Source organism: Nonomuraea roseoviolacea subsp. carminata (assembly GCF_024172185.1).
In the GTDB taxonomy this organism is placed as follows: Bacteria; Actinomycetota; Actinomycetes; order Streptosporangiales; family Streptosporangiaceae; genus Nonomuraea; species Nonomuraea roseoviolacea.
Genome location: NZ_JAMZEC010000001.1, coordinates 2,348,514 through 2,374,424, shown reverse-complemented (window position 1 = coordinate 2,374,424; position 25,911 = coordinate 2,348,514). Strand labels below are relative to the sequence as shown.

26 protein-coding genes and 1 pseudogene are annotated in these 25,911 nt (G+C 73.1%); 19 read left to right on the top strand and 8 right to left on the bottom strand.

What is annotated here, in order from left to right:
- The first annotated feature begins 108 nt into the window (after positions 1-108).
- From HD595_RS10655 to HD595_RS10635, 5 genes are read left to right on the top strand one after another with little or no spacing between them, the layout of a single operon-like run.
- On the top strand, positions 109-1,734 hold the full coding sequence (locus HD595_RS10655) for an ABC transporter ATP-binding protein (protein WP_253768054.1): 1,626 nt from the start codon (positions 109-111) through the stop codon (positions 1,732-1,734).
- Complete coding sequence (locus HD595_RS10650) at positions 1,734-2,873, top strand: ABC transporter permease (protein WP_253768052.1); 1,140 nt, start codon at positions 1,734-1,736, stop codon at positions 2,871-2,873. Before HD595_RS10655 ends, HD595_RS10650 begins: the two co-directional genes overlap by 1 nt.
- On the top strand, positions 2,870-4,168 hold the full coding sequence (locus HD595_RS10645) for an ABC transporter permease (protein ID WP_253768050.1): 1,299 nt from the start codon (positions 2,870-2,872) through the stop codon (positions 4,166-4,168). The genes HD595_RS10650 and HD595_RS10645 overlap by 4 nt, the downstream gene beginning before the upstream one ends.
- Positions 4,168-4,575 carry a cytidine deaminase gene (locus HD595_RS10640; RefSeq protein ID WP_253768048.1) on the top strand — a complete coding sequence of 136 codons (408 nt, stop codon included), beginning with the start codon at positions 4,168-4,170 and terminating at the stop codon, positions 4,573-4,575. Before HD595_RS10645 ends, HD595_RS10640 begins: the two co-directional genes overlap by 1 nt.
- Positions 4,575-5,849 (top strand): thymidine phosphorylase, encoded by a 1,275-nt coding sequence (locus tag HD595_RS10635; RefSeq protein ID WP_253768046.1) that lies wholly within the window; start codon positions 4,575-4,577, stop codon positions 5,847-5,849. The genes HD595_RS10640 and HD595_RS10635 overlap by 1 nt, the downstream gene beginning before the upstream one ends.
- 111 nt (positions 5,850-5,960) lie before the next feature.
- Here HD595_RS10635 and HD595_RS10630 read toward each other — a convergent pair whose 3' ends face one another.
- Complete coding sequence (locus HD595_RS10630; RefSeq protein ID WP_253768044.1) at positions 5,961-6,344, bottom strand: MarR family winged helix-turn-helix transcriptional regulator; 384 nt, start codon at positions 6,342-6,344, stop codon at positions 5,961-5,963.
- An 87-nt stretch (positions 6,345-6,431) separates the two neighbouring features.
- On the opposite strand from HD595_RS10630, the gene HD595_RS10625 reads away from it, so the two are divergent.
- The 11 genes and pseudogenes from HD595_RS10625 (at position 6,432) to HD595_RS10575 (ending at position 15,202) form a co-directional block, all read left to right on the top strand.
- On the top strand, positions 6,432-7,841 hold the full coding sequence (locus HD595_RS10625; protein WP_253768043.1) for an MFS transporter: 1,410 nt from the start codon (positions 6,432-6,434) through the stop codon (positions 7,839-7,841).
- A 159-nt stretch (positions 7,842-8,000) separates the two neighbouring features.
- On the top strand, positions 8,001-8,735 hold the full coding sequence (locus HD595_RS10620; protein WP_253768042.1) for an AMIN-like domain-containing (lipo)protein: 735 nt from the start codon (positions 8,001-8,003) through the stop codon (positions 8,733-8,735).
- Positions 8,736-8,739: 4 nt separating this feature from the next.
- Complete coding sequence (locus tag HD595_RS10615) at positions 8,740-9,090, top strand: cupin domain-containing protein (protein ID WP_253768040.1); 351 nt, start codon at positions 8,740-8,742, stop codon at positions 9,088-9,090.
- Between the two features lie 99 nt (positions 9,091-9,189).
- Positions 9,190-10,263: an adenosine deaminase gene (locus HD595_RS10610; RefSeq protein WP_253768039.1), complete on the top strand. Its 1,074-nt coding sequence runs from the start codon at positions 9,190-9,192 to the stop codon at positions 10,261-10,263.
- The gene (locus tag HD595_RS10605) at positions 10,260-10,871 is read left to right on the top strand and encodes a hypothetical protein (protein ID WP_253768038.1); all 612 of its coding nucleotides are present in this window, start codon (positions 10,260-10,262) and stop codon (positions 10,869-10,871) included. Before HD595_RS10610 ends, HD595_RS10605 begins: the two co-directional genes overlap by 4 nt.
- An 83-nt stretch (positions 10,872-10,954) precedes the next feature.
- The gene (locus HD595_RS10600; RefSeq protein WP_253768036.1) at positions 10,955-11,815 is read left to right on the top strand and encodes a MerR family transcriptional regulator; all 861 of its coding nucleotides are present in this window, start codon (positions 10,955-10,957) and stop codon (positions 11,813-11,815) included.
- 17 nt (positions 11,816-11,832) lie between these two features.
- Positions 11,833-11,910 (top strand): annotated as a pseudogene (locus HD595_RS10595) (sigma factor); the annotation flags it as partial.
- Positions 11,911-11,972: 62 nt separating this feature from the next.
- Entirely contained in the window at positions 11,973-12,710 is a 738-nt protein-coding gene (locus tag HD595_RS10590) for an RNA polymerase subunit sigma-70 (protein WP_253768034.1), read from the top strand.
- Positions 12,711-12,725: 15 nt separating this feature from the next.
- Positions 12,726-13,229 carry a GyrI-like domain-containing protein gene (locus HD595_RS10585; protein WP_253768032.1) on the top strand — a complete coding sequence of 168 codons (504 nt, stop codon included), beginning with the start codon at positions 12,726-12,728 and terminating at the stop codon, positions 13,227-13,229.
- Positions 13,230-13,346: 117 nt separating this feature from the next.
- On the top strand, positions 13,347-14,282 hold the full coding sequence (locus HD595_RS10580) for an NAD-dependent epimerase/dehydratase family protein (protein ID WP_253768030.1): 936 nt from the start codon (positions 13,347-13,349) through the stop codon (positions 14,280-14,282).
- Positions 14,279-15,202: an RNA polymerase sigma-70 factor gene (locus HD595_RS10575; protein ID WP_253768029.1), complete on the top strand. Its 924-nt coding sequence runs from the start codon at positions 14,279-14,281 to the stop codon at positions 15,200-15,202. Before HD595_RS10580 ends, HD595_RS10575 begins: the two co-directional genes overlap by 4 nt.
- Positions 15,203-15,328: 126 nt before the next feature.
- Here the strand turns inward: HD595_RS10575 and HD595_RS10570 are convergent, their stop codons facing one another.
- Genes HD595_RS10570 through HD595_RS10555 form a run of 4 tightly spaced genes read right to left on the bottom strand, consistent with a single transcriptional unit; the run spans position 15,329 to position 20,088 of the window.
- On the bottom strand, positions 15,329-16,981 hold the full coding sequence (locus tag HD595_RS10570) for a phospho-sugar mutase (RefSeq protein ID WP_253768027.1): 1,653 nt from the start codon (positions 16,979-16,981) through the stop codon (positions 15,329-15,331).
- Positions 16,978-17,781, bottom strand: coding sequence for a purine-nucleoside phosphorylase (locus tag HD595_RS10565; RefSeq protein ID WP_253768025.1), 804 nt, complete (start codon positions 17,779-17,781; stop codon positions 16,978-16,980). The genes HD595_RS10570 and HD595_RS10565 overlap by 4 nt, the downstream gene beginning before the upstream one ends.
- 1 nt (position 17,782) lies before the next feature.
- On the bottom strand, positions 17,783-19,111 hold the full coding sequence (locus HD595_RS10560) for a M20/M25/M40 family metallo-hydrolase (RefSeq protein WP_253768023.1): 1,329 nt from the start codon (positions 19,109-19,111) through the stop codon (positions 17,783-17,785).
- On the bottom strand, positions 19,108-20,088 hold the full coding sequence (locus tag HD595_RS10555; RefSeq protein WP_253768021.1) for an Lrp/AsnC family transcriptional regulator: 981 nt from the start codon (positions 20,086-20,088) through the stop codon (positions 19,108-19,110). Before HD595_RS10555 ends, HD595_RS10560 begins: the two co-directional genes overlap by 4 nt.
- A gap of 110 nt (positions 20,089-20,198) precedes the next feature.
- On the opposite strand from HD595_RS10555, the gene HD595_RS10550 reads away from it, so the two are divergent.
- Positions 20,199-21,500, top strand: coding sequence for an MFS transporter (locus HD595_RS10550; protein WP_253768019.1), 1,302 nt, complete (start codon positions 20,199-20,201; stop codon positions 21,498-21,500).
- A 10-nt stretch (positions 21,501-21,510) separates the two neighbouring features.
- Here the strand turns inward: HD595_RS10550 and HD595_RS10545 are convergent, their stop codons facing one another.
- Entirely contained in the window at positions 21,511-21,963 is a 453-nt protein-coding gene (locus HD595_RS10545; RefSeq protein ID WP_175587710.1) for a gamma-glutamylcyclotransferase family protein, read from the bottom strand.
- A gap of 72 nt (positions 21,964-22,035) precedes the next feature.
- Between HD595_RS10545 and HD595_RS10540 the strand changes: the two genes are divergently transcribed.
- Entirely contained in the window at positions 22,036-23,430 is a 1,395-nt protein-coding gene (locus HD595_RS10540) for an NAD(P)H-quinone dehydrogenase (protein WP_253768017.1), read from the top strand.
- Here the strand turns inward: HD595_RS10540 and HD595_RS10535 are convergent.
- Together HD595_RS10535 and HD595_RS10530 are read right to left on the bottom strand one after the other, a co-directional pair.
- Positions 23,427-24,617 (bottom strand): MalY/PatB family protein, encoded by a 1,191-nt coding sequence (locus tag HD595_RS10535; protein WP_253768015.1) that lies wholly within the window; start codon positions 24,615-24,617, stop codon positions 23,427-23,429. The genes HD595_RS10540 and HD595_RS10535 overlap by 4 nt on opposite strands.
- Positions 24,614-25,102, bottom strand: a complete 489-nt coding sequence (locus HD595_RS10530; RefSeq protein ID WP_253768013.1) for a DinB family protein — start codon at positions 25,100-25,102, stop codon at positions 24,614-24,616. The genes HD595_RS10535 and HD595_RS10530 overlap by 4 nt, the downstream gene beginning before the upstream one ends.
- Positions 25,103-25,194: 92 nt before the next feature.
- Between HD595_RS10530 and HD595_RS10525 the strand changes: the two genes are divergently transcribed.
- Positions 25,195-25,752, top strand: a complete 558-nt coding sequence (locus tag HD595_RS10525) for a CGNR zinc finger domain-containing protein (protein WP_253768011.1) — start codon at positions 25,195-25,197, stop codon at positions 25,750-25,752.
- The last annotated feature ends 159 nt before the right edge of the window (positions 25,753-25,911 follow it).

Below are 25,911 nucleotides of genomic sequence, written 5' to 3'. Positions count from 1 at the left end.
AGTCCGTACCCCGGGCCTTCGGTCTCTTGCGCCCGCTCCACCCGGCCCGGAAGGCGCGGGAGCGGACAGTGATCCGGAGCGGAGCGAATGAGGAACGGTGAGCGACCAATGAACGCCGACGCCCCCGCCACGGCGCGACCCGCCGTCGAGCTGGAGGGCATCACCAAGCGATTTCCCGGCGTCGTCGCCAACCACGACATCCGCATCACCGTCGAACCCGGCACGGTGCATGCGATCGTCGGGGAGAACGGCGCGGGCAAGTCGACCCTGATGAAGATCCTCTACGGCATGCAGAAGCCGGACGAGGGCACCATCAGGATCAACGGCACGGAGGTGTCGTTCCGCACGCCCAGCGACGCGATCGCGGCCGGCATCGGCATGGTGCACCAGCACTTCATGCTGGCCGACAACTTCACCGTGCTGGAGAACGTCGTGCTCGGCGCCGAGCCGACGACGGTGGGCGTCCTCGACACCGCCCGGGCGCGCGCCCGCATCAGGGAGCTGTCGTCCACCCACGGCCTGCAGGTGGACCCCGACCGGCTGGTCGAGGACCTCGGTGTCGGCGACCGGCAGCGCGTGGAGATCCTCAAGGTCCTCTACCGGGGCGCCCGCATCCTCATTCTCGACGAGCCCACCGCGGTGCTCGTGCCGCAGGAGGTGGACGAGCTCTTCCAGAACCTGCGCGAGCTCAAGGCGGGCGGCCTGACCGTCATCTTCATCTCGCACAAGCTGGACGAGGTGCTCAGCATCGCCGACGCGATCACCGTGATCCGGCGCGGCACCACGGTCGCCAGCGTCGACCCGCGCGAGGTCACCGCCCGGCAGCTCGCCGAGCTCATGGTCGGCAGCGAGCTGCCCACGCCCGAGACCCGCGAGTCCACGGTGACCGACACCGTGGCCCTGAGCGTGTCGGGGCTGACCATGGAGGCCGACGGGTTCCGGCCGCTGCCGAAGGGCACCCCGGTCGCCGAGTACACGGCGGGCCTGCGGGCCGAGGGCCGCCGGCTGCTGCTGGACGACGTGTCGTTCGACATCCACCGGGGCGAGATCCTCGGCATCGCCGGCGTCGAGGGCAACGGCCAGAGCGAGCTGATCGAGGCGATCATGGGCATGCGGCCCGCGCACGGCACCGTGGAACTCGCCGGCGCCGACATCAGCTCGTGGAGCACGCTCAAGCGGCGCGAGGCCGGCATCGGCTACATCCCCGAGGACCGCCACCGGCAGGGGCTCCTGCTGGAGGCGTCGCTGTGGGAGAACCGCGTCCTCGGCCACCAGACCCGCAAGCCGTCCCGCAGCGGCGTCTGGATCGACCGGCGCGCCGCCAAGGCCGACACCCAGCGCATCATCGACGAGTACGACGTCCGCACCCCGGGCGTCGACACCCTCGCCCTCGCCCTGTCGGGCGGCAACCAGCAGAAGCTCATCGTCGGCCGCGAGATGAGCGGCGAGCCGGTGTTCCTCATCGCCGCCCACCCCACGCGGGGCGTGGACGTGGGCGCCCAGGCCGCCATCTGGGACCACCTGCGCGCCGCCCGCGCCGCCGGGCTCGCGGTGCTGCTCATCTCGGCCGACCTGGACGAGCTGATCGGCCTGTCCGACACCCTGCACGTGATCTACCGGGGACGGCTCGTCGCCCGGCTCGACCCGTCCGACGTGACCCCCGAACGGCTGGGCGGCTACATGACCGGCGCGATCAGCGGCTCCACCGCCGAGCCCGCCGGGGAGGAGGCGTGATGCCCGCGGGGCTCTACCGGGCGCTGCTCACCGTCGCGGGCGCCGCCATCGCGATCGTGCTGGCGGTGGTCATCTCCAGCGTCGCCATCAGCGTGGCGGGCGCCAGCCCGGAGGCGGCGTTCGCGGCGCTGTTCAACTTCGGCGAGACCGAGCGCGCGGTGGTGAACGGCGTCACCACCATGATCAACCGCTCGGTCCCGCTGTTCATCGCCGGGCTGGCCGTGGCGGTCGGTTTCCGGATGAACCTCTTCAACATCGGCGTCGAGGGCCAGTACCGGATCGCGGCCATCTGCGCCGCGTTCGTCGGCGCCCAGTTCTCGCTGCCCGCCCCGATCCAGATCCTCGTGATCATCGTGGTCGCGGCGGCCGTCGGCGGCCTGTACGCGCTGATCCCGGCCGTCATGAAGGTCACCCGGGGCGTGAACGAGGTCATCGCGACCATCATGCTCAACTACATCGCCATCAACCTGGCGGCGTTCCTCGTGCGCGGCCCGTTCACCGGCGAGCGTGCCAAGGGGCAGCTCACCACCAGCACGCCCACGCTGCCCGAGTCGGCCTGGTTCCCCAACCTCAACGGCCTGTTCGAGATGTTCGGCCTGCCCGCGCCGCGCGGCGGCGGGCTGTGGGGCTTCCTCGTCGTGGCGATCCTGCTCGGCGTGGCCGTCTGGGTGCTGCTGGAGCGGACCAAGTTCGGCTTCGAGGTCAAGGCCAGCGGCCTCAACCCGATGGCCGCGCTGGCCTCGGGCGTCAAGCCGAAGAAGATGGTCATCGCCGCGATGGTGCTGTCCGGCGCGATCGCGGGCCTGATCGGGCTGCCGGAGATCCTCGGCGACAAGCACAACTTCGGCTCGAACTTCACCCCCGGCCTCGGCTTCCTCGGCATCGCCGTCGCCCTGCTCGGCCGCAACCGGCCGGTGGGCATCGCGGTCGCCGCGCTGCTGTTCGGCTTCCTCGACCGGGCGCAGGGGCCGCTGCAGTTCGCCAACGTGCCGCCCTCGGTCATCGCGATCATGCAGGGCGCGATCGTGCTCCTGGTGGTCGTCGCCAACGAGATCACCAGCAGGATGGCGCTGCGGCGCGAGGAACGGCGAGCCGCGCGGCAGCTCGGCAGGGACACTCCGGTTGAGGTGGCAGCATGACGACCGTCCTGGGCTCGACCCGGATCCGCAAGTACCACCTGGCGCTCATCGGCGTCGCCGTCCTCGTCCTGCTCCTGTCGCTCGTCCGGGTGATCTCCGGGGAGAACGACCTCACCTCGTCCGGCACGTTCGCCGCCGCGCTGATGCTGGCGGTGCCGATCGGGCTGGCCGGTCTCGGCGGCCTGTGGGCCGAGCGGGCCGGCGTGGTCAACATCGGCCTCGAAGGCATGATGGTGCTCGGCACCTGGTTCGCCGGCTGGGCCGGCTACCAGTGGGGGCCGTGGGCCGCGCTGGTCGCCGGTCTGCTCGCGGGCGCGCTCGGCGGGCTCATCCACGCCGTCGCGACCATCACCTTCGGCGTCGACCACATCATCAGCGGCGTCGCCATCAACCTGCTCGGCCCCGGCATCACCCGCTTCCTGTCGGAGGTGCTCTACAAGGAGGGCACCCCGGCCGCCGCGGCGGGCGCCGGCATCACCACCTCGCCGCCGCTGTCGTCGCAGGCGCCCACTCCCAGCCTGCCGCTGCTGTCCTCCGGGCCCGACTGGCTGGGCGGCCTGGAGCGCACCCACTGGTTCCTCGTGTCGGACGTGGCGGGCATCCTGCGCGGGCTGACGCACAATGTGAACGTGCTGGTCATCCTGGCCGTGCTGCTGCTGCCGCTGACGTTCTTCGTGCTCTGGCGCACGGCCTTCGGCCTGCGCCTGCGCTCGGCGGGCGAGAACCCGTGGGCGGCCGAGTCGCTGGGCGTCAACGTCTACCGCATCAAGTACGTCGCGGTGGTCATCTCCGGTGCCTTCGCCGGGCTCGGCGGCGTCTTCCTGGTCTTCATCAGCACGAAGTACGTCGAGGGCCAGACGCAGGGCCGCGGCTTCATCGGCCTGGCCGCCATGATCTTCGGCAACTGGCGGCCCGGCGGCCTCACGGCCGGCGCCGCGCTGTTCGGCTACGCCGAGGGCCTGAAGCTGCGCAGCTCTGAGGCCGTCACGTCGATCCTGCTGTTCGCGGCCATCCTGCTGCTGATCTACGTCGGCATGCGGATCGTGGCCATGCTCGTACCGGGTCAGGCCGAGGTGGCCGTCACCCGGACCCCCAAGGGGTACACGATGCTCGCGGCCGCCGTCGTGGGAGCGCTCGCGCTCCTGTGGCTCTGGATCGTGGTCGACAAGCTGCCGAACGAGTTCGTCTTCATCACACCACACATGCTCACGCTGCTCGTGCTCCTGGTCGCCTCGCAGCGGCTGCGGATGCCCAAGGCCGACGGCGTGCGCTACCGCCGGGGGGAGCAACACTGATGGGCACCGACACGAGCCTCGACTGGGAGGGGCTGCGGGCCGCCGCCACGGAGGCCATGCACCGGGCGTACGCGCCGTACTCGAAGTTCCCCGTCGGGGCCGCCGCGCTGGTCGACGACGGCCGCGTCGTGACCGGCTGCAACGTGGAGAACGCCTCCTACGGGCTCGGCCTGTGCGCCGAGTGCGGCCTGGTGTCGGCGCTGCACGCCACGGGCGGCGGCCGGCTGGTGGCCTTCACCTGCGTGGACGGCCACGGCGAGCTGCTGATGCCGTGCGGGCGCTGCCGGCAGTTGCTGTTCGAGTTCGGCGGCGAGGACCTGCTGGTGGAGACCGTGGACGGGCCGAAGCCGATGGCCGTGATCCTGCCCTACGCCTTCGGCCCCGACGACCTGTCGCGGAGCTCCTGATGGACGCCATCGAGGTCATCGTCGCCAAGCGCGACGGCCGCGAGCTGACGACCGCGCAGATCGACTGGGTGATCGACGCCTACACCCGCGGCGAGGTCGCCGACGAGCAGATGTCGGCCCTGGCCATGGCGATCCTGCTCAACGGCATGAACCGCGGGGAGATCGCGGCCTGGACCCAGGCCATGATCCGCTCCGGCGAGCGCATGGACTGGTCCGTCCTGGACCGGCCGACGGCTGACAAGCACTCGACCGGCGGCGTCGGCGACAAGATCACGCTGCCGCTGGCGCCGCTCGTGGCCGCGTGCGGCGCGTACGTGCCGCAGCTCTCGGGCCGCGGTCTCGGCCACACCGGCGGCACGCTCGACAAGCTGGAGTCGATCCCCGGCTGGCGGGCCTCGCTGTCCAACGACGAGATGCTGGACGTCCTGCGCTCGGCGGGCGCGGTGGTGTGCGCGGCCGGCTCCGGCCTGGCGCCCGCCGACAAGAAGCTGTACGCGCTGCGCGACGTCACCGGCACGGTCGAGTCGATCCCGCTCATCGCCTCGTCCATCATGTCCAAGAAGATCGCCGAGGGCACGGGCTCGCTGGTGCTCGACGTCAAGGTCGGCTCCGGGGCGTTCATGAAGACCGTGGAGCGGGCCCGCGAGCTGGCCGAGACGATGGTCGCGCTCGGCACCGACGCGGGCGTGCGGACGGTGGCGCTGCTGACGGCCATGGACCGGCCGCTCGGGCTGGCGGTGGGCAACGCGCTGGAGGTCGAGGAGTCGGTCGAGGTGCTGGCCGGCGGCGGGCCGTCCGACGTGGTGGAGCTCACCGTACGGCTGGCGCGGGAGATGCTGGAGGCCGCCGGGATCGCCGGCAAGGACCCCGCGCAGGCGCTCAAGGACGGCTCGGCGATGGACCACTGGCGCCGCATGATCGTCGCCCAGGGCGGCGACCCCGACGCGCCGCTGCCCCGCGCGGCCGAGACCATGACCGTCGCGGCCCCCGCGTCGGGCGTGCTGTCCGGCCTCGACGCGTACGCGGTCGGCCTGGCCGCCTGGCGGCTCGGGGCGGGCCGGGCCCGCAAGGAGGACCCGGTGTCGGCCGGCGCCGGCGTCACCCTGCACGCCAAGCCGGGCGACGTGGTCCGTGAGGGGCAGCCGCTCATGACCCTGCACGCGGACGACAGCGCCCGCTTCGAGCGGGCCCTGGAGGCCCTGGAGGGCGGCTACGCGGTCGGGCCGGCGGCGGGGGAGCACCTGCCGCTGGTCGTCGACCGCATCACGGCGTAGCGCTCCGAGACGCTCACGAGCCCGTGCGAGACCTCTCGCGCGGGCTCCGTCGTGCCGGGACCCCGGCGGCGTGGGCGCAGCGCTTCCCGTGCCCGGGACGCGGCATGCGGATCAGGCGACGGGGACGGGCGCGTCGGCGAAGACCTCGGCGAGGACCGCGCGGTGGGTCGGCAGCGCCGCCGCGTGGCGGGCGCGCCCGTCGTCGGTCAGGCACACGAACACGCCGCGCCGGTCGACGTCGCACGCCCCGCGCAGGACGAGCCCGGCCTTCTCCAGCCGGGCGACCACGCGTGACAGCGCGCTCTGGCTGAGGTGGACCTCGTCGCACAGCTCCTGGAGCCGCAGCTTGCGCTCGTGGCCGGCGAGCCGGTCGAGCACCTCGAACTCGCTGGCGCCGAGCCCGTGCTTGTCGCCCAGCTCGCGCTCCAGCATGCACATGGTCCTGGCGTGCTTGGCCAGGACGTCGTGCCACACCACGACGAACGCCTCGTCCATGACGCGGAGGTTACCACTCCGCGAAATCCCATGCAACGGAATTAAATGCGTTTGCATTAGATGCGGATGCATGTAATGTACTGACCCATGTCGTCTTCCTCATCTCGTTGGGGCGCGCTCGCCGTGCTCTGTGCTGTGATCTTCCTTGACGCCCTTGACGTGTCGATGGTCGGTGTGGCGTTGCCCTCCATCCAGCACGATCTGGGGTTGTCCACGTCATCCCTCCAGTGGGTCGTCAGTGGCTACGTGCTCGGTTACGGCGGTCTGCTCCTGCTCGGCGGCCGGACCGCCGACCTGCTCGGGCGGCGCAGGGTGTTCCTGGTCGCTCTGGGCGTCTTCGCCGTCGCCTCGCTGCTCGGCGGCGTCGTGGACGACGGCACGTTGCTGATCGTCGCCCGGTTCGTCAAGGGCGTGGCCGCCGCCTTCACCGCCCCGGCCGCCTTGTCGATCATCACGACCACCTTCCCCGAGGGGCCGGAGCGCAACAGGGCGTTGAGCATCTTCACCGCCTGTGGCGCCAGCGGCTACTCGCTCGGCCTGGTGATCTCCGGCCTGCTCACCGAGATCGGCTGGCGGTGGACCCTGCTGATGCCCGTGCCGATCGCGATCATCGCGCTCGTCGCCGCGCTGAAGGTGCTGCCCCGCGTCGCCGAGGACCGCGCCGAGGGCGGCCACGACCTGCTGGGCGCCGTGCTGATCACGGCCTCGATGCTGCTGCTGGTCTTCACCGTCGTGCAGGCCCCCGAGGCCGGCTGGGGCTCGGTGCGCACCATCGGCTCCCTCGTGGCCAGCGCCGCGCTGCTCGGCCTGTTCGTCTTCGCCGAGCTGCGCATGCGCCACCCGCTGGTGCGTCTCGGCATCCTGCGCTCCGGCTCGCTGGTCCGCGCCAACCTCGGCCTGCTCATCCTCATGGGCTCGTACGTGGCCTTCCAGTTCGTCGCCATGCAGTACTTCCAGAACCTGCTCGGCTGGTCGGCCCTCGGCACGGCCCTCGCCTTCCTGCCCGCCGGCCTGCTGGTCGCGGTGACGTCCACGAAGATGGGCGACTTCGCCGACCGGTTCGGCACCGGCAAGCTCATCGTCATCGGCTCCGCCGCGCTGGCCGGCGGTTACGCGATGTTCCTCGGCATCGACGAGCGGCCCAGCCTGGGCGGCCTGGTCATCCCGGGCATGCTGCTGCTCGGCGTGGCGTTCGCGCTGTCGTTCCCGTCGCTGAACATCCAGGCCACCAACGGCGTGGACGACGACGAGCAGGGCCTGGCCTCCGGCCTGCTCAACACCTCCGGCCAGGTGGGCGGCGCGATCGTGCTGGCCGTGGTCACCGCGGTCCTCACCTCCGGCCCGGCGGGCGGCCTGTCCGTCGGCGCGCTGCGCTCGGCGATCGTGGTCTCGCTGATCCTCGCCGTGGTGGGGCTCGGGATCTCGGCCTTCGGGCTGCGACCCGCCAAGCCCGCCCTGGTGGAGGAGCCCGAGGTCAAGGCGTACGAGACCGTCTGACAGCCTCCTGCCGGAGGCGCGACTCCCGAAAGCGAAGGGCCCCGCGACCGCGGCGGGGCCCTTCGCCGTGTACGGACCTCGTGACGACCGCGCCCGCCGAGCCATGACGGACGGCTCCGGTCGGGCTTCACCGCGGCCCCGGCCGGGCAGATCACCGGTATGAGCACGTCATCCCCGGCCCCGGCGCGCCCGGCGGCGCGGCTTCGCCTTCTCACCGGGCTCGCCGTCCTGGCCGCCGTCGCGCCCCTGGCGGCCTGCGGGGCCGGCGCGGGCGGCGCCACGACCGCGACGATCTCCCCGGAGCCGACCGCCCCCGTACGGCCCGGCGAGGACACCGCCTCCGGCCCCGCCACCCCGTCCGGCACGCCCGCCGGCACGGCCACCCCGTCCGGCACGCCCGCCGGCACCCCGGGCCCCGGCGAGGCCACCGCGAGCACCCGCCCCGACGAGCTCGCCCCCACGCCCCTCCCGACCAGCACGGCGCCCGTCCGGGTCGAGCGCGACCTCGGCGAGCCGGCCATTGTGACCGGGGTCCGCGCCGGCCGCCACGACGGCTTCGACCGCGTCGTCGTGGACCTCAAGGGCGGCATGCCCGGCTACACCGTCCGCTGGGTGGACGAGCTGGAGCAGGACGGCTCCGGCAAGCCGCTCGACCTGCGCGGGAGCCCCTGCCTGTACGTCCTGCTCACCCCCGCCCAGGCGCACACGGAGGACGGCACCCCGACCTGGACCGGCACCCCGCTCGCCCAGCCGCTCGGCAACGTCACCCGGATCCTCAAGGCGGGCGACTTCGAGGGACGGGTGAGCGCCGGGATCGTCGCCGCCTCCAGGACGCCGTTCCGGGTGCGCGAATACACCCGGCCCGACCGCCTGGTCATCGACGTGGCACACTGACACGGTGGTGAGAAGGATCGAAGGACCCACGCGGATCCCGGTGCCCGGCGGCAAGCTCATCGACGAGCACATCGGCCGGGTCAACAGCGGCGACGAGGCGATCTCCGTCGCGCACATGATCGCGCCGCCCGGCTGGGAGGAGCCCGCGCAGACGCCGTCGTTCACCGAGTACACCGTGGTGCTGCGCGGCACGGTCCTCGTCGAGCACGCCGGCGGCGTCACCGAGGTGTCGGCGGGGCAGAGCGTCGTGTCGGAGCCGGGGGAGAAGATCCGCTACAGCGCCGGGCCCGAGGGCGCCGAGTACGTCGCGGTCTGCCTGCCCGCCTTCAGCCCCGAGACCGCCGGCCGCGAGTGACCGTCGCCGGGTGACCGGCGGGCGGGTCGCACGCGTGTGGCGGGCGGGCGTGTCGTACGCGTTCCCTGAGGCGGGGGAGAGGCCACATATCATGGCCTGATGAGCCCCACGCTTGACGAGATCCGCCGGGCGCCCAAGGTGCTGCTCCACGACCACCTCGACGGCGGCCTGCGCGCCGAGACGATCGTGGAGCTGGCCCGAGCGGCCGGTTACGGCGGCCTGCCCACGACCGACCCCGCCGAGCTGCGGCAGTGGTTCGAGGAGGCGTCCGACTCCGGGTCGCTGGAGCGCTACCTCACGACGTTCGACCACACGGTGGGCGTCATGCAGACCCGCGAGGCGCTGGTCCGGGTGGCCGCCGAGTGCGCCGAGGACCTCGCCGCCGACGGCGTCGTCTACGCCGAGGTCCGCTTCGCGCCCGAGCAGCACACCACCGCCGGGCTCACCCTCGACCAGGTGGTGGAGGCCGTGCTGGAGGGCTTCCGCCAGGGGTCGGCGGGGCGCGGCATCCGGGTCGGCACGCTGCTCACCGCGATGCGCCACGCCGCCCGCTCGATGGAGATCGCCGAGCTGGCCGTGCGCTACCGCGACGTCGGCGTGGTCGGCTTCGACATCGCCGGCGCCGAGGCCGGCTACCCGCCCACCCGCCACCTCGACGCCTTCGAGTACCTCCAGCGGGAGAACGCCCACTTCACCATCCACGCCGGAGAGGCGTTCGGGCTGCCGTCGATCTGGCAGGCCATCCAGTGGTGCGGCGCCGACCGGCTGGGCCACGGCGTGCGCATCATCGACGACATCTCCGTGGCCGAGGACGGCACCGCCAAGCTCGGCCGCCTGGCCGCGTACGTGCGCGACAAGCGCATCCCGCTGGAGATGTGCCCCACCTCCAACCTGCAGACCGGCGCCGCCCGCTCGATCGCCGAGCACCCCATCGGGCTCCTGCGCCGCCTGTACTTCCGGGTCACGGTCAACACCGACAACCGGCTGATGAGCTCGACCACCGTGTCGGAGGAGTTCGCCAAGCTGGTCGAGGCGTTCGGCTACGGCTGGGACGACCTGCAGTGGTTCACGGTCAACGCGATGAAGTCGGCGTTCCTGCCGTTCGACGAGCGGCTGGCGCTGATCAACGGGGTCATCAAGCCGGGGTACGCGCGGCTGAAGTGGCAGCCGTGAAGCAGTCCTACCGGTCGCGGTTCGCGTTCGTCCTCGGATGGGTGTGGGTGGCGTTCACCGCGCTCAACGTCTTCGACCTGATCGTCCGCTACAACGGCAAGCCGGCGCTCGTGGCGCTGGCCGTGCTGGCCGTCCTGACCGCGCTCGTGTACGTGGTCGCGCTCCGGCCGGTCACCCGCTTCACCGAGGACGCGCTGGTCGGCCGCAACCCGCTGCGCACGACCGCCGTGCCCTGGGCGTCGGTCGAGGAGGTCACCGTCTCCCACTCCATCAACGTCCGCCACGGCGCGGGCGAGCTGCTGCGGCTGTGGACCCCGGTGAGCAGCGCCCGCGAGCGGGCCAGGGCGCGACGCCGGGGCGCCGCGCAACCGCAGCGGGGCCGCTTCCGCACCGAGCCCACGCTGACCAAGGGCGAGCAGAACGCGGCCGACGCGCTGGCGGGCAGGACCCACGCCGACTGGGTGGGGGAGCAGATCACCGAGCGCGCCGAGACGGCCCGGCACCGCGGCAAGGAGCCGGGTCCGGCGCGGGTGTCGTGGGCCTACGACTCGTTCGCGGCGATCGTCCTCGCCGTGGTCATGGTGGTCGTCGCCGTCGCGGCAGGCTGACGACCGCCGGTCGGCCCCGGCATCGGTTGACCCCGACACCGGTTGACCCTGACACCGTGTGAGGTCCTACACCTGGAGCGGTCATGTTCGGCATCGGAGACTTCGCCAGGCTCGGGCTCGTGTCGGTGCGCATGCTGCGCCACTACGACGCCATCGGCCTGCTGCGCCCCGCGCACGTGGACCCGGTCACCGGCTACCGCTCCTACCAGGCGGCCCAGCTCTCCCGGCTCAACCGCGTCGTCGCGCTCAAGGACCTCGGCTTCACGCTGGAGCAGGTCAGGGCGATCCTCGACGACGAGGTGAGCACCGAGGAGCTGCACGGCATGGTGCGGCTGCGCCGCGCCGAACTGGAGGCGCGCATCAGCGCCGACCGGGCCCGGCTGCGCGGCGTCGAGGCGCGGCTGCGCGCGATCGAGACGGAGGGCGCCATGGCGCCCGCGGACGTGGTGGTCAAGAAGGTGGCGCCGGCGCGGGTGGCCGAGCTGAGCGCGCTCGCCCCGAGCTACGAGCCGGAGAGCATCAGTCCGGTCATCGGGCCGCTCTTCGGAGAGCTGTGCGCGCGGCTGGAGGCGGCGGGCGTGCCGCCGGCCGGTCCGTCCGTCGCGTACTACCTGCCGGAGGGCGACGGGCCGGTGCGGGTCCACGCCGCGTTCCCGGTCTCCGCCGAGCCGCCCGCCGGCGGCGGGCTGCGGGTCGTCACGCTGCCGGGCGTCGAGACGGCGGCGACGGTCGTGCACCACGGGTGCATGGACGGGGTGGGGCAGACGTTCCAGGCGCTGGCGCACTGGATCGAGGAGAACGGGTACCGTTCGCTGTCGCTCGGCAGGGAGGTGTACCTGCACTGCCCGGAGGAGGAGGACGCGTGGGTGACGGAGCTCCAGGTCGAGGTGGCCCCGGCGGCGGTGACGGGCCCGCCGACCTCGAACGGCACCGCGCCGAGCTGACCGGCTACTGCTACCGCATGCTCGGCTCCGGGTTCGAGGCCGAGGACGCGGTGCAGGAGACCCTGGTCAAGGCGTGGCGCGGCCTCGACCGCTACGACCCGGGCCGCGCCTCCGTCCGTTCCTGGCTGTTCGCCATCGCCACGAACGTCTGCCGGACATGCTGCGCGGTCCCCAGCGCCGGGCCCTCGCCATGGACCTCACCCCGGCGGCCACCCCCGGCGCCGGGCTGGGCGCGCCGCTGCCGGAGGAGCGCTGGGTGCTGCCGCTGCCCGACGGCCGCCTGCCGCCTCCCGACCCGGCCGAGCTGGCGGTGACCAGGGAGACGGTGCGGCTGGCGTTCGTGGCGGCCCTGCAGCGGCTGCCGGCGCGCCAGCGGGCCGTGCTGATCCTGCGCGAGGTGCTGCGCTGGAGCGCCGCCGAGGTCGCCGGCCTGCTCGGCGTGAGCGTCGCCGCGGTCAACAGCGCGCTCCAGCGGGCCAGGGCCGCGCTCCCGGCCGCGCCGGAGACGCCGTACGAGGGGGTGGACGAGGAGCTGCTCGGCCGGTACGTGGACGCCTTCGAGCGCTACGACGTCGAGACCCTGGTCGCGCTGCTGCACGAGGACGCCACGATGGCGATGCCGCCGTACACCTGGTGGCTGCGCGGCCGGGACGCCGTCGGCGCGGTCCTGCGGGCGGCCGGGGCGCCCTGCGCGGGGTCCCGGCTGGTGCCCGCCGGGCGGGCGAACGGCGCCGCGGCCTTCGGCCAGTACCGGGAGGGGCGGCCGTTCGCGCTGGTGCTGTTCGAGACCTCGGGCGGGCTGGTCACGGGCCAGACCACCTTTCTCGGTGACCGGCTGTTCCCGATGTTCGGCCTGCCGATGAGTTCGGCGCCCCGGCTCCGTACCCATGGGTGAGAGAAGGAGGAACCCATGACCATGCCCCGCATCGTGGCCCATCCCGACCGCCCCTACGTCGGCGTGCTCAGGACCATCACCATGACGACCTTCGGCGAGGTGGCCGACCGCATCCCCGAGCTGATCGCCTGGCTGGGACGGCAGGGCCTCGCCCTGGCCGGCGCCCCGTTCCTGAGGTACCGGGTGATCGAGACGGCCGCCGACCGCCTGGAGGTGGAGGCGGGCGTGCCGATCGCCCGGCCCGTGGACGGCTCACTGGCGGAGGAGGCCGGCTTCTTCGCCGCCGCGCTCCCGGCCGGGCGCTACGCCACGGTCACCCACCACGGCCACCCCGACCGCCTGGCCGGCGTCATCGGCGACCTGCTGGCCTGGGCGGACAAGGAGGGCCTGACGTGGGACCTCGCGGAGCGCGACGGCGTCGAGCGCTGGGGCTGCCGCCTGGAGCTCTACGAGACCGACCCGCGCGTCGAGCCCGACCCGGCGAACTGGGACACCACGCTGGAGTTCCGCCTCGCCTGAGCGCCCCCAGAGCCCCCCGCCCGCCCGCGACGGCTCGCTTGAGCCCTCCCAGGGCACCCGCCCGCCCGCCATGTCACAGGCGGGCGGGCTGTCTCGTCTCGGGTGACGGAGACAGACATGCGCGTCGGGAAGGTGATGGTCATGCGGGTGTTCGTGGCCGGCGGGGCCGGGGTGTTGGGGCGGCGGCTGGTGCCGCGGCTCGTGGCGCGGGGCCACGAGGTGACGGCGACCACGACCAGTCAGGCCAGGCTCGGCCTGCTGGAGCGGCTGGGCGCCGAGGCCGTCGTGATGGACGGGCTGGACGCCCGCTCGGTCGGTGAGGCCGTGGCCCACGCCCGGCCGGACGTGATCGTGCACCAGATGACGGCTATTTCCGGCAAGCCCGACATCAAGCACTTCGACCGCTGGTTCGCCGTCACCAACCGGCTGCGCAGCGAGGGGACGGACCACCTGCTGGCCGCCGCCGAGGCGACCGGGGTGCCGCACGTCGTCGCCCAGGGCTACGCCTCCTGGAATGGCATCCGCGAGGGCGGATGGATCAAGACCGAGGAGGACCCGCTGGACCCCACCAGCACCGGCCAGGGGGCACGGGCGATCCGGCACCTGGAGGACGTGGTGGTCAGGGCCGGGGGCGCGGTCCTGCGCTACGGCTCGTTCTACGGGCCGGGCGCCACCGGCGACCAGGTCGAGCTGGTGCGCAGGCGGCAGTACCCGGTGATCGGCGACGGCGGCGGCCACAGCTCGTGGGTGCACCTGGACGACGCGGCCGACGCCACCGTGCTCGCGGTGGAGCAGCGGGCCAGAGGCGTGTTCAACATCGTGGACGACGAGCCGGCCCCGGCCCGCGAGTGGCTGCCCCACCTGGCGGCGTGCGCCGGGGCGAAGCCGCCCATGCGGATCCCCGTCTGGCTGGCCCGGCTGCTGGCCGGCCCGGCGGCGGTCGCGATGATGACCGAGGGGCGCGGGTTCTCCAACGCCAAGGCCAAGCGGGAGCTCGGCTGGGAGCTGCGCCACCCGTCCTGGCGGCAGGGGTTCGAGGAGGAGCTGGCATGAGCAGGGCGCAGGAGTTCCAGGAGCTGCGGCCGTTGCTGTTCTCGATCGCCTACCGGATTCTCGGCAGCGTGAGCGAGGCCGAGGACGCGGTGCAGGAGACCTGGCTGCGCTACGCGTCCTCCGCGACCCGGCCGGCCTCGGTCAAGGCGTTCCTGTCGGCCACGGTGTCGCGGATCGCGATCGACGTGCTGCGCTCGGCGCGCGTGCGGCGGGAGGAGTACGCCGGGCAGTGGTTCCCCGAGCCGCTGCTGGCCGACCCGTACGAGGACCCGGAGCGGTCGGCGGAGCTGGCCGACTCGGTGTCGATGGCGGCCCTGCTGCTGCTGGAGCGGCTCAGCCCGCTGGAGCGGGCGGTCTTCGTGCTGCGGGAGGTGTTCGGGTTCGGTTTCACGGAGGTCGCCTCGGCGGTGGGCCGCTCGGAGGCGGCGTGCCGTCAGCTCGCGGTGCGGGCGCGCCGCCACATGGACGCCGGACGCGCCCGGTTCGCGGCGGATCGCCGGGAACGGGAGGAGCTCGCCGGACGGTTCTTCGACGCCTTCCGTGAAGGGGACGTGGAGGGGCTGCGGGAGCTGCTGGCCGCCGACGTGCGGATGGTCGGTGACAGCGGCGGCAAGGCCCCGCTGTGGGGCAAGGGCGTCTTCGGCGCCGAGAACGTCGCCCGGACGCTGGCCTCGATCGTCGCGCCGTTCCTGCGGATCGGCGGCACGGTGGAGCCGCACGAGATGAACGGCCAGCCGGGCGCCATCTTCCGCGACCGCGACGGCAAGGTCGTCAACGCCCTGGCGCTCGACGTCCTCGACGGGCGGGTCCAGACGATCCGCGCCGTGATCAACCCCGACAAGCTGCGGCACCTGGGCCCCGTGGCGGACGCCTGGGCGGTCGTCCGCGAGGCCAACCAGGCCCGCCGGCCCACCCGTTGACGAACAGGAGATCCGCACCATGTATCTGGTGACCGGTGGCACCGGCAACGTCGGCGCCGAGGTCGCCCGGTCGGGGAGTGGGACGTCCGGCCGGGCGTGACGGTCGCCCGGCCGGGGCCGTGGACGTCAGTGCAGGTCGAGGGCCTTGGTCAGGTCGGCCCTGAGGGCGTCGAGGGCGCGGGCGGCCTCGGCGCGGGCCGCCGGAACGTCGCCCGTGACCGGGACCACGACCTCCAGGTAGCACTTGAGCTTGGGCTCCGTGCCCGAGGGGCGCACCACGACGCGGGCGCCGTCCGACAGCGTGTAGCGCAGGCCGTCGGTCGGCGGCAGGCCGCCGTCGCCCCGGCTCAGGTCGTCGGCCCGCTCCACCGCGCGGCCACCCAGCGCGGCCGGGGGAGTCGCCCGCAGCCGGGCCATGGCGCCCGCGATCAGCGACAGGTCCTCGACCCGGACCGAGAGCTGCGAGGTGGCGTGCAGCCCGTAGCGGCGGGCCTGGTCGTCGAGGAGGTCGAGCAGCGTGCGGCCGTCGCGCTTGGCGGCGGCGGCGACGGCCGCGACCGTGAGGGCGGCGCCGATGCCGTCCTTGTCGCGCACCGGCAGCCCCGCGGCGGACCCGACGCTGTAGCCGATGGCCTCCTCGTAGCCGAACACCAGGCCAGGACCCGCCTTGATGATCCACTTGAACCCGGTCAGCGTCTCGCCGTAGCGGACGCCGTGGGCGCGGGCGATCTTGCCGAGCAGGGTGGAGGAGACGATCGTGGTGGCCACCATGCGGTCGCCCGTGGTGTGGGTGATCACGTGCTCGGCGAGCAGCCCGCCCACCTCGTCGCCCGTCAGCATGCGCACCGACCCGTCGGCCAGCGGCACGCCCACCGCGCACCGGTCGGCGTCGGGGTCGTTGGCCAGCACGAGGTCGGCCTTCGTGCGGGCGGCCAGCGCGGCGGCGAGGTCCATGGCCCCGGGTTCCTCGGGGTTGGGGAAGGCCACCGTCGGGAAGCCGGGGTCGGGGTCGCGCTGCTCCTCGACCCCCATCGGGCTCGGGAAGCCGGCCCGCAGGAACGCGTCGGTCAGCGTCGCGCCGCCGACGCCGTGCAGCGGCGTGTACGCCACCCGCAGGTCGCGGGCGTCGCCCAGCGGCAGCGTGGTGACGGCGTCGATGTAGTCGTCGACGAGGTCCTCGCTCAGCTCGGTCAGCGTGCCGGGCGTGCCGAGCGGCAGCTCGTCGACGCGGCCCACGGCGTCGATCGCGGCCGAGATCCGGCCGTCGATCGGCGGCGTGATCTGGGAGCCGTCGCCCCAGTAGACCTTGTAGCCGTTGTCGCGGGGCGGGTTGTGGCTGGCCGTGACCATGACGCCCGCGTCGGCCTCCAGGTGGAGCACGGCGAACGCGAGCACCGGCGTGGGCAGCGGGCACGGCAGGATCGAGGCGTGCAGCCCGGCGCCGGTCAGCACGGCGGCCGTGTCGCGGGCGAACACGTCGGAGTTGCGCCGGGCGTCGTAGCCGATGACCACGTGCCGGCCGGGGCCGAGCACCGCGGCGAGACCGGCGGCGGCGCGCATGACGGTGACCCGGTTCATGCGGTTGGGCCCCGCGCCCAGCTCGCCGCGCAGCCCTGCCGTGCCGAACTCCAGCCGCTGCCCGAACCGGTCGAGCAGCGCCTCGGTGTCGCCCGCGTCGAGGAGGGCCGACAGCTCGGCCCGGGTCTCGGGGTCGGGGTCCTGCGCCAGCCAGGCGCGGGCGGCCCCGGCCAGGTCGATGGAGGAGGTGTCGCCGCTCATACGCGGTCGAGGACCTTGGCCAGCAGGATGCCCATGCGGGCGGCCGTGGCGCGGCCGACCTCCAGGACCTCGGTGTGGTCGAGCGGCTGGTCGGACAGGCCCGCGCCGGGGTTGGTGACCAGCGAGACGCCGAGCACCTCCAGCCCGGCCTCGCGGGCGGCGACGGCCTCCAGCACCGTGGACATGCCGATGAGGTCGCCGCCGAGCGTGCGCAGCATGCGGATCTCGGCGGGCGTCTCGTAGGTGGGGCCGCGGAAGGCGACGTAGACGCCCTCCGCGATCGAGGGGTCCACCTCGTGGACGAGCGCGCGCAGCCGCTTGGAGTAGACCTCGGACAGGTCGATGAACGTGGTGCCGGTGATCGGGTTGGCGCCGGTCATGTTGATGTGGTCGCTGATCAGCACCGGGTCGCCCACGCGCTGCGTCTCGGGGCGCAGGCCGCCGGCGGCGTTGGTCAGGACGATCGTGCGGACCCCGGCGGCGGCGACGGTGCGCACGCCGTGGACGACCGCGTCGACGCCCCGGCCCTCGTAGAGGTGGCTGCGGCCGAGCAGGACGAGCGCGTGCCGGCCGCCGCCGGTGCGGACGAGGCGGAGCTTGCCGCCGTGCCCGGCGACGGCGGGGGCCGCGAAGCCGGGCAGGTCGGTGAGCGGGATCTCCGTCACGACCTCCCCGAGCGCGTCCGCGGCCGGGACCCAGCCGGAGCCCATCACGAGGGCGACGTCGAAGGTGTCGAGGCCGGTCGCGGCTTTCAGCGCCGCGGCCGCCTCACCGGCCAGTTTGTACGGGTCGTTGGTCACCTCAGTAGTTTAGGAGGAGCCTGTCGAGCACCCGCACGCCGAACTGCAGCGCCTCGACCGGCACCCGCTCGTCCACGCCGTGGAACATCGACGCGAAGTCCATGTCGCCGGGCAGCCGCAGCGGCACGAAGCCGAATCCGCGCACGCCGAGGTCGGCGAAGAAGGTCTTGTTGTCGGTGCCGCCCGACATGCAGTACGGGACCGCCCGCGCCGTCGGGTCCTCCGCCTTGAGCGCGGCGATCATCGACTCGACGAGGGCGCCGTCGAACGAGGTCTCCAGCGCGATGTCGTGGTGGACGAACTCGCGGCGCACGCCCGGCCCGATCAGCTCGTCCACGGTCTTGAAGAACTCGTCCTCGTGCCCGGGCAGGAACCGGCCGTCCACGACGGCGCTCGCCTGGCCGGGGATCACGTTGGACTTGTAGCCGGCGTCGAGCTGGGTGGGGTTGGTGGTGTGGCTCAGGGTGGCGCCGACGAAGCGCACCAGCGGCCCGATCTTGTCGAGGACCGGCGCGGGGTCGTTCTCGTCGAAGGGGATGCCGAAGGCGGCGGCGACCTCGGTGAGGAACGTGCGGACCGTCGGCGTGAGGGTGATGGGCCACTCGTGGGCGCCGATCCGGGCGACGGCCTTGGCGATCTCGGTGACGGCGTTGTCGGAGTTGAGCATGGAGCCGTGCCCGGCGGTGCCGTCGGCGACGAGCCGCATCCAGGCCAGGCCCTTCTGCGCGGTCTCGATGAGGTAGAGCCGCAGCGACGGGTCCACCTCCAGGGAGTAGCCGCCGACCTCGCTGATCGACTCGGTGACGCCCTCGAACAGCTCGGGGTGGTGCTTGGTCAGGTGCTTGGCTCCGTACACGCCGCCCGCCTCCTCGTCGGCGACCCAGGCGAAGACGAGGTCGCGGCGCGGCCGGCGGCCGTCGCGGGTGAGCTGGCGCAGGACGGCGAGCATCATCGCGTCCATGTCCTTCATGTCGACGGCGCCCCGGCCCCAGATGTAGCCGTCGCGGATCTCGCCGGCGAACGGGTCCACGGACCAGTCGGCGGCGTTGGCGGGCACCACGTCCAGGTGGCCGTGGACGAGCAGCGCCGGCAGCGACGGGTCGGTGCCCTCCACGCGGGTGATCACGTTGCCGCGGCCGGGCGCGCTCTCGATGTAGGTGGCCTCGATGCCGACCTCGGCGAGCCGGGCCATGACGACCTCGGCGGCCGCGCGCTCGCCCGGACCGCTGCCGTCGCCGTAGTTGCTGCTGTCGACGCTGATCAGCTCGGTGCAGAGCTCGGCGACCTCGTTCTCGGCGGGGGTCGTGGCAGGGGTCTCGGCGGAAGTCATGGTGTCCTTTCCAGGGTGAGAAGGCCGGACTTGCGGAGATGGCCGCGCTTGTAGGCGCGGGTGATCAGGGTGACGTCGGTGCCGGTGACCTCGTGCAGGTCGCCGACCACCTCGGTGAGCAGGCGGTACAGGGCGGCCTCGTGGGCCACCGCGACCTGCACGATGAGGGAGTGGGTGCCCGCCGTGGCGGCGCAGTACCGCACGTGGGGGTGGGCGGCCAGGGTGCGGCCGACCGTGTCGAGCCCGTCCGGGCGCACCTTGAGCCAGAGCTGGGCCTCCACCTCCAGGCCGAGCAGGGCGGGCTCGACCTCGGCGCGCAGCAGCAACACCCGGCGTTCGAGGAGCGAGGTGACGCGCCGCCGGGCCGTGGGCACGGAGACGTCGAGCCGTTCGGCGATGGCGGTGAAGGCGATGCGGCCGTCGGCGACGAGCAGTTCGGCGATCTCCTGCTCCAGCGGCGACATTCCGTCCTCGTCGGGCAGGGGGCCGCCCGCGGCGGCCGGGCGCAGCTCCGCCACCTCCTGCTCGGTGAGGTACGGCGCGTGCCACTCGGCCACGGTCCGGAACGTGTGCAGCACGACCTGGGTCTGCGTCTGGAGGACCCCGTCGATCGCGGGCACCTGCGCGGTGATGATGTCGTGCAGCGCCTCGCGCGAGGGGGAGACGAGCTCGCAGCCGATGTCGGCGACCCCGGTCAGGGCGTAGACCGAGCGGGTGTCGGGCCGGTCGGACAGGGCCTTGGCGACCGCGCCGGCGGTGCCGGGCCGGACCTGGACGTGCAGGTGGACGGGGCGCCCGTGACCGGAGCGGAGGTCGTCGTAGATCGCGGTGACGCGCACGGCCCCCTCGGAGACCAGGCGCTGCAGGCGGCGGGCGACCGTGCGCTCGTGTTCGCCGACCGCCCGTCCGATCTCACCCCACGCCGCGCGCGGGCTGACCTGGAGGGCGGCGACCAGCCGGCGGTCCAGAACGTCCACTGAGAGCCGTTTCTATGTCGGGTTTGTAAATATGTGCCGTGATATTTGACTGTTTCGGTCGTCCACTTGCACAGTAGGCCATACCGCACCTTTCAGCAAAGGAGCCCCGAGTGGCGACCTCCCCCGTTGCGCCGTCCACCGTCGGCATCCCCCGCAGCCGTGTCCGCCAGCTCATGGCGGCCAGCGTCGGGAACGTCGTCGAGTGGTTCGACTGGTACACCTACAGCTTCCTGGCGATCTACTTCTCCAAGCAGATCTTCCCCGAGACGGACAACAGCCTCGTCCCGCTGCTCAGCGGTTTCGCGGTCTTCGCCGTCGGCTTCTTCATGCGGCCGCTGGGCGGGCTGCTCGTGGGCGCCTTCGCCGACCGGTTCGGCCGCAAGGCGGCCATGACGTTCACCATCATCCTGATGGGCGGCGGGTCGCTGCTGCTGGCGGTCACGCCCACCTACGCGGCCGCCGGGGTGCTCGCGCCGATCGTCCTGACGCTCGCGCGGCTCATCCAGGGCCTGTCGGTCGGCGGCGAGTTCGCCGCCGCCACCACGTTCCTCGTCGAGTCGGCCCCGCCCGGCCGCCGCGGCCTGTTCTCCAGCTTCCAGTACGTCAGCACCACGATCGGCCAGCTCCTCGCCTCCGGCCTGGCCGCGCTCCTCGCCAAGAGCCTCAGCGAGGCCGACATGAGCTCGTACGGCTGGCGCATCCCGTTCGTGGTCGGCGCCGTCATCAGCCTCGTCGGCCTGTGGATCCGCAAGGGCGCCGAGGAGACCAGCGCGGTCGCCGAGGAGATCCGCGAGGGCAAGGCCGAGCGGCCGGCCCTGTTCGAGTTCCTGGTGCGCTACCCGACCAAGGCCGCGCTCATCGTCGGCATCACGGTCGCCGGCACCGTCTCCTACTACACCTGGACGACGTTCCTGCCGACCTACGCCCAGCTCACGGTGAAGTTCGACAAGGCCGACGCGCTCACGGTCGGCACCATCTCGCTGCTGTTCTTCATGGTCCTGCAGCCGCTGCTCGGCATGCTGTCGGACCGGATCGGCCGCAAGCCGATGCTCATCGTCTTCGGCCTGGCCTTCCTGATCCTGCCGGTGCCGCTGCTCGGCATGCTGTCGAACTCCTTCGCCAGCCTGCTGTTCGTCCAGTGCCTCGGCATGGTCTTCCTCGGCTGCTACACCTCCATCGCGGCCGCCATCAACTCCGAGCTGTTCCCGACCCGGGTGCGCGCGGCGGGCGTGGGCTTCCCGTACTCGCTGACCGTCGCGATCTTCGGCGGCACGGCGCCGCTGATCGGCACCGCGCTGCAGGAGGCCGGCAACATGCACCTGTTCCCGTGGTACGTCTCGGCGTTGGCGCTGATCTCGACCTGCGTCTACGCGTTCGCGCTGAAGGAGACCAAGGACCAGCCGCTGAGCTAGGCGGACCCGCTCATGTGCCGAGCGACTTGCAGGGGCGCCCGCGCAGCTCCTTGACGTAGTCGTCGGGCGCCCCCGCCCGCTCCGCCGCGTCGGCCAGGATGCCGAGGTAGCGGGCGGAGGGCAGGCCACCCTCGTAACCGTCGAGCACGTAGAACCAGGCGACCTGCTCGCCCTCCAGGGTCTGCACCCGCAGCCGGACCTTGTGGTAGAGGCCGCGGACCGCGCCCTCCCACTGGTCGAGCGAGTTCTCGTCCCACTCGGGCACGTCGTACAGGACCACGAAGACATGCTCGTCGGGATCCTCGACGATGGTGGACAGCGCGCCCTCCCAGCCGATGTCCTCACCGCCGAACGTCAGGCGCCATCCCTGGAGCCAGCCGACGCCGCGCACGGGGGAGTGCGGGGCGCGCATGGCCATCTGCTCGGGGTCCATGTTGCTGCCGTAGGCGGCGTAGACAGGCACAGCTCACAAGGGTAGCGCGACGATGGCCGCCCCGTTCGTCGGCAGGCCGGACGATGCGGGAGAATGGTACACGTGACAAGGATCGTGATCATCGGCGGCGGACCCGGCGGATACGAGGCAGCTCTGGTGGCCGCGCAGTTGGGCGCGCAGGTCACGATGGTCGAGCAGGACGGGCCCGGCGGGGCGTGCGTCCTGACCGACTGCGTGCCGTCCAAGACGCTGATCGCGACCTCCGTGCGCAAGCAGGCGCTGCTCGACGCCCCGTCGCTGGGCGTCGGCTTCTCGGGCGGCGGCGACGGCGACATCGGCGCGGCGACCGTGGATCTCCCGCTGGTCAACAAGCGCGTCAAGGAGCTGGCCCAGGCCCAGTCGGCCGACATCGAGGCGCGGGTCGCCGCCGAGGGCGTGGAGATCATCAAGGCGCGCGGCCGGCTGGTCGACCCGCAGGTGGTCAAGGCCGGCGACCGCACGATCCGCGCCGACGTGGTGCTCGTCGCCACCGGCGCGACCCCGCGCGTCCTGCCCGGCGCCGAGCCCGACGGCGAGCGCATCCTCACCTGGCGCCAGCTCTACGACCTGGAGGAGCTGCCCGAGCACCTCATCGTGGTCGGCTCGGGCGTCACCGGCGCCGAGTTCGCGGGCGCCTACCGCTCGCTCGGCGCGGAGGTCACGCTCGTCTCCAGCCGCGACCGCATGATGCCCAACGAGGACGCCGACGGCGCCGAGGTGCTCGAAGAGGTCTACCGGCGCCGCGGCATGAACGTCATGGGCCGCTCCCGCGCCGCCTCCGTCAAGCGCACCGCCGACGGCGTCGTGGTGACGCTGGAGGACGGCCGCACCGCCGAGGGCTCCCACGCGCTGATGACGGTCGGCATGGTGCCCAACACCGGCGGCATGGGCCTTGAGGAGGCCGGGGTGCAGCTCGACCGGGGCGGGTTCGTCAAGGTCGACAAGGTCTCGCGCACCTCCGCGCCCGGCGTCTACGCGGCGGGCGACTGCACCGGCGTGCTCATGCTGGCCTCGGTGGCGGCCATGCAGGGCCGCATCGCCGTGTGGCACGCGCTCGGCGAGGCCGTCCAGCCGCTGCGGCTGGCGACCGTGGCCTCCAACATCTTCACCGACCCCGAGATCGCCGCCGTCGGCGTGGCGCAGCGCTCCATCGAGGCCGGCGAGATCGAGGCCAACGTGGTCAAGCTGCCGCTCGCGACCAACGCGCGGGCCAAGATGCAGGGCTTCAACGACGGCTTCGTCAAGCTGTTCTGCCGGCCGCACACCGGCATCGTGCTGGGCGGCGTGGTGGTGGCGCCGCGCGCGTCCGAGCTGATCCTCGCGGTGTCGGTGGCGGTGCAGCAGCGGCTGACCGTGGACCAGCTCGCGCACACGTTCGCGGTCTACCCGTCGCTGTCGGGCTCGATCACCGAGGCGGCCCGCCGGCTCATGCAGCCGGAGGCCGCCATCGGCATCTAGGCCGCGGAGGCCGCCTCCAGGCCGGCCGAGACGCGGGAGAGGATCTCGCGCAGGTTGGCCGGACTGGTCGCGAAGTTGACGCGCGCGAACGAGGCGGTCGAGACGCTGGTGTGCTGCGAGAACTCGCCCCCCTCGCTGAGCTTCACCCCCGCGTGGCGCTCCAGGTACGCGGCGGGGGAGTCGCCCCCCACCGGCGTGCGGGCGAAGTCGAGCCAGCCGAGGTACGTGGCCTGCGGCGTGTGGTGGCGCAGGTCCCACGGCGAGCTCGCCGCCCAGTCCGCCAGCGTGCGCCGGTTGTCGTCCAGGGTGCGCATGAGGCCGTCCAGCCAGGCGCCGCCCTCGCGCCAGGCGGCCACGGTCGCCACCCGGCTGAGGACGCTCGGCGTGCCGAAGTAGTCCAGCGGGGCCGCGGCCAGCGACTCCAGGACGCGCTCCGGCCCGACGTGGGCGACGGCGCACCGCAGACCGGCGATGTTGAACGCCTTGGTGGCCGAGGTCGCGGTGATCGTCCGCGCTGCGGCGTCCGCGCCGAGCGAGGCGAACGGCACGTGCCGATGCGGGGCGAAGACGAGGTCCGCGTGGATCTCGTCGGCCAGAACCACCAGGTCCAGCTCCTCGGCCGCCGCGGCCACCGCCGAGAGCTCCGCGCGGGTCAGGACGCGGCCGGTCGGGTTGTGCGGGTTGACCAGGACGATCATGCGGCATCCCTGTGCGCGCAGCCGGTCGGCGAGGCCCTCGGCCGAGAAGCCCCAGCCCGTCTCGTCCCACAGCATCGGCAGGGGCACGATCCGGCGTCCCGAGCGGGCGACGGCGGCCAGGAACGGCGGGTACGACGGGACGTGGATCGCGACGCCGTCGCCCGGCGCGGTGGCGTGCTCGATCATGACCTGGAGGATCTGGATGAGGTCGGTGAACACGCGGGTCCGTCCGGGGCGCGGCCGCCAGCCGTGACGGCCGGCCATGCGCTCCTCGAACGCCTCGACCACCGGGTCCTCCCCGGGCCAGAACGGATACCCGAAGTCCTCGCGCTCGGCGACGCGGACGATGCTCTCGCGGACGGCCGGCGGCACCCCGAAGTCCATGTCGGCCACCCAGGCGCCGATGATGCCGGCCGGGAGGGACCCCCACTTGACGCCGTGCCCCGAGCGCAGGCGGGTGACGTCCACGACGTCGAACGCCCCGCTCATCGGGACTTCCCGCCGTCCCGGCGGGCGTCCTCCGCCAGGAGGGCGTCGCGCAGGACCTCCATCTGGCCGAGGTGCTGCGCCAGTTCCTCGTAGACGTGGAGCAGGGCGGCGCCCTGGGTGAGCTCGCGGTCGGGACCGAGGTAGGCGGACGGCGGGGCGGCGCGCAGCGGGGCGCCCGGCTCGGCGGCCCGCACGTCCTCGGCCAGCCGGTCGCGCACGGCCGCGGCCCGGTCGAGGAGCGGGCGCACGGGGCCCGCGCTCGTGAACTCGGCGTCGCGGTCGCGGACGACCTCCCGTCCCGCGACCAGCGCCCCGGCCCAGTACGAGACCACGCCCAGGCAGTGGGTGAGCAGCGCGTACGGCGAGTTCGCCCCGGGGATCGACGGCCTGCGGTTGGCCAGCTCGTCGCCCAGTCCCTCCACGATGCCGCGCATGCCGTCGAGGGCCCGGCAGGCGAAGTACAGGTAGTCGTCTTCGGTGATCAATGCGGCTCCTCGGCCGTCGGTGCGTCGCGTCACCTGTTGAGCAGGTGACGCCAACATTGCGGCCGCGAGCCGTCACCTGTCAAGATGGTGACGTGAGTTTCGTCTTCGTCAGCGGCAACCTGGCGCTGGACCTCGCCGGCACGCTGAAATGGCGGCGCAGCGAGCCGGAGGAACTGTTGGAGGCCCCCGCCGACCTGGCGCGATGGGCTGTCGAGGCCGGCGTGCTCACCGAGGCGCCCGCCCTCGACACCGCCGACGTGGCACGGGTGCGCGCGCTGCGCGAGGCGGTCTACCGGCTGGCGCTCCACGGCATGCGCGGGCTCGCCTGGCCCGACGACGACCTGCGCCTGGTGAACGAGGAGACGGGCGGCGCCCCGGCCCGGATGTCCCTGACGCCCGCCGGTGTCGTGCGCACCGGCGGGGTGGAGGCGGTCGCCGCCGAGGTGGCGCGGGCGGCGGTCGGTCTGCTGGGCGGGGCGGAGAGGTCGCGGGTCCGCGAGTGCGGGCGCGCCGCGTGCACGCGCGTCTTCGTCGACCGCTCCCGCGCCGGCAACCGGCAGTGGTGCGGCATGGAGGAATGCGGCAACCGGGTCAAGGCGGCGGCCTACCGCGCCCGCAGGAGCAAGTCCTCGCCCGCCGGCGCCTCGTGACCTCCGAGGCGCCACATGACCTCGGCCGCCCACTCTCCCTGGGCGCCGCATGGCCTCGGCCGCCCACTCTCCCTGGGCGCCGCATGGCCTCGGCCGCCCACTCTCCCTGGGCGCCGCATGGCCTCGGCCGCCCACCCTCCCGAGGGCGCCCTGACCCCG

What these genes read in the sequence shown, in the direction of transcription:
- HD595_RS10655 (WP_253768054.1), top strand. Translation starts at nt 109, where the DNA reads ATGAACGCCGACGCCCCCGCCACGGCGCGACCCGCCGTCGAGCTGGAG.
- HD595_RS10650 (WP_253768052.1), top strand. Translation starts at nt 1,734, where the DNA reads ATGCCCGCGGGGCTCTACCGGGCGCTGCTCACCGTCGCGGGCGCCGCC.
- HD595_RS10645 (WP_253768050.1), top strand. Translation starts at nt 2,870, where the DNA reads ATGACGACCGTCCTGGGCTCGACCCGGATCCGCAAGTACCACCTGGCG.
- HD595_RS10640 (WP_253768048.1), top strand. Translation starts at nt 4,168, where the DNA reads ATGGGCACCGACACGAGCCTCGACTGGGAGGGGCTGCGGGCCGCCGCC.
- HD595_RS10635 (WP_253768046.1), top strand. Translation starts at nt 4,575, where the DNA reads ATGGACGCCATCGAGGTCATCGTCGCCAAGCGCGACGGCCGCGAGCTG.
- HD595_RS10630 (WP_253768044.1), bottom strand. Translation starts at nt 6,344, where the DNA reads ATGGACGAGGCGTTCGTCGTGGTGTGGCACGACGTCCTGGCCAAGCAC.
- HD595_RS10625 (WP_253768043.1), top strand. Translation starts at nt 6,432, where the DNA reads ATGTCGTCTTCCTCATCTCGTTGGGGCGCGCTCGCCGTGCTCTGTGCT.
- HD595_RS10620 (WP_253768042.1), top strand. Translation starts at nt 8,001, where the DNA reads ATGAGCACGTCATCCCCGGCCCCGGCGCGCCCGGCGGCGCGGCTTCGC.
- HD595_RS10610 (WP_253768039.1), top strand. Translation starts at nt 9,190, where the DNA reads ATGAGCCCCACGCTTGACGAGATCCGCCGGGCGCCCAAGGTGCTGCTC.
- HD595_RS10600 (WP_253768036.1), top strand. Translation starts at nt 10,955, where the DNA reads ATGTTCGGCATCGGAGACTTCGCCAGGCTCGGGCTCGTGTCGGTGCGC.
- HD595_RS10590 (WP_253768034.1), top strand. Translation starts at nt 11,973, where the DNA reads ATGCTGCGCGGTCCCCAGCGCCGGGCCCTCGCCATGGACCTCACCCCG.
- HD595_RS10585 (WP_253768032.1), top strand. Translation starts at nt 12,726, where the DNA reads ATGACCATGCCCCGCATCGTGGCCCATCCCGACCGCCCCTACGTCGGC.
- HD595_RS10580 (WP_253768030.1), top strand. Translation starts at nt 13,347, where the DNA reads ATGCGCGTCGGGAAGGTGATGGTCATGCGGGTGTTCGTGGCCGGCGGG.
- HD595_RS10575 (WP_253768029.1), top strand. Translation starts at nt 14,279, where the DNA reads ATGAGCAGGGCGCAGGAGTTCCAGGAGCTGCGGCCGTTGCTGTTCTCG.
- HD595_RS10570 (WP_253768027.1), bottom strand. Translation starts at nt 16,981, where the DNA reads ATGAGCGGCGACACCTCCTCCATCGACCTGGCCGGGGCCGCCCGCGCC.
- HD595_RS10560 (WP_253768023.1), bottom strand. Translation starts at nt 19,111, where the DNA reads ATGACTTCCGCCGAGACCCCTGCCACGACCCCCGCCGAGAACGAGGTC.
- HD595_RS10535 (WP_253768015.1), bottom strand. Translation starts at nt 24,617, where the DNA reads ATGAGCGGGGCGTTCGACGTCGTGGACGTCACCCGCCTGCGCTCGGGG.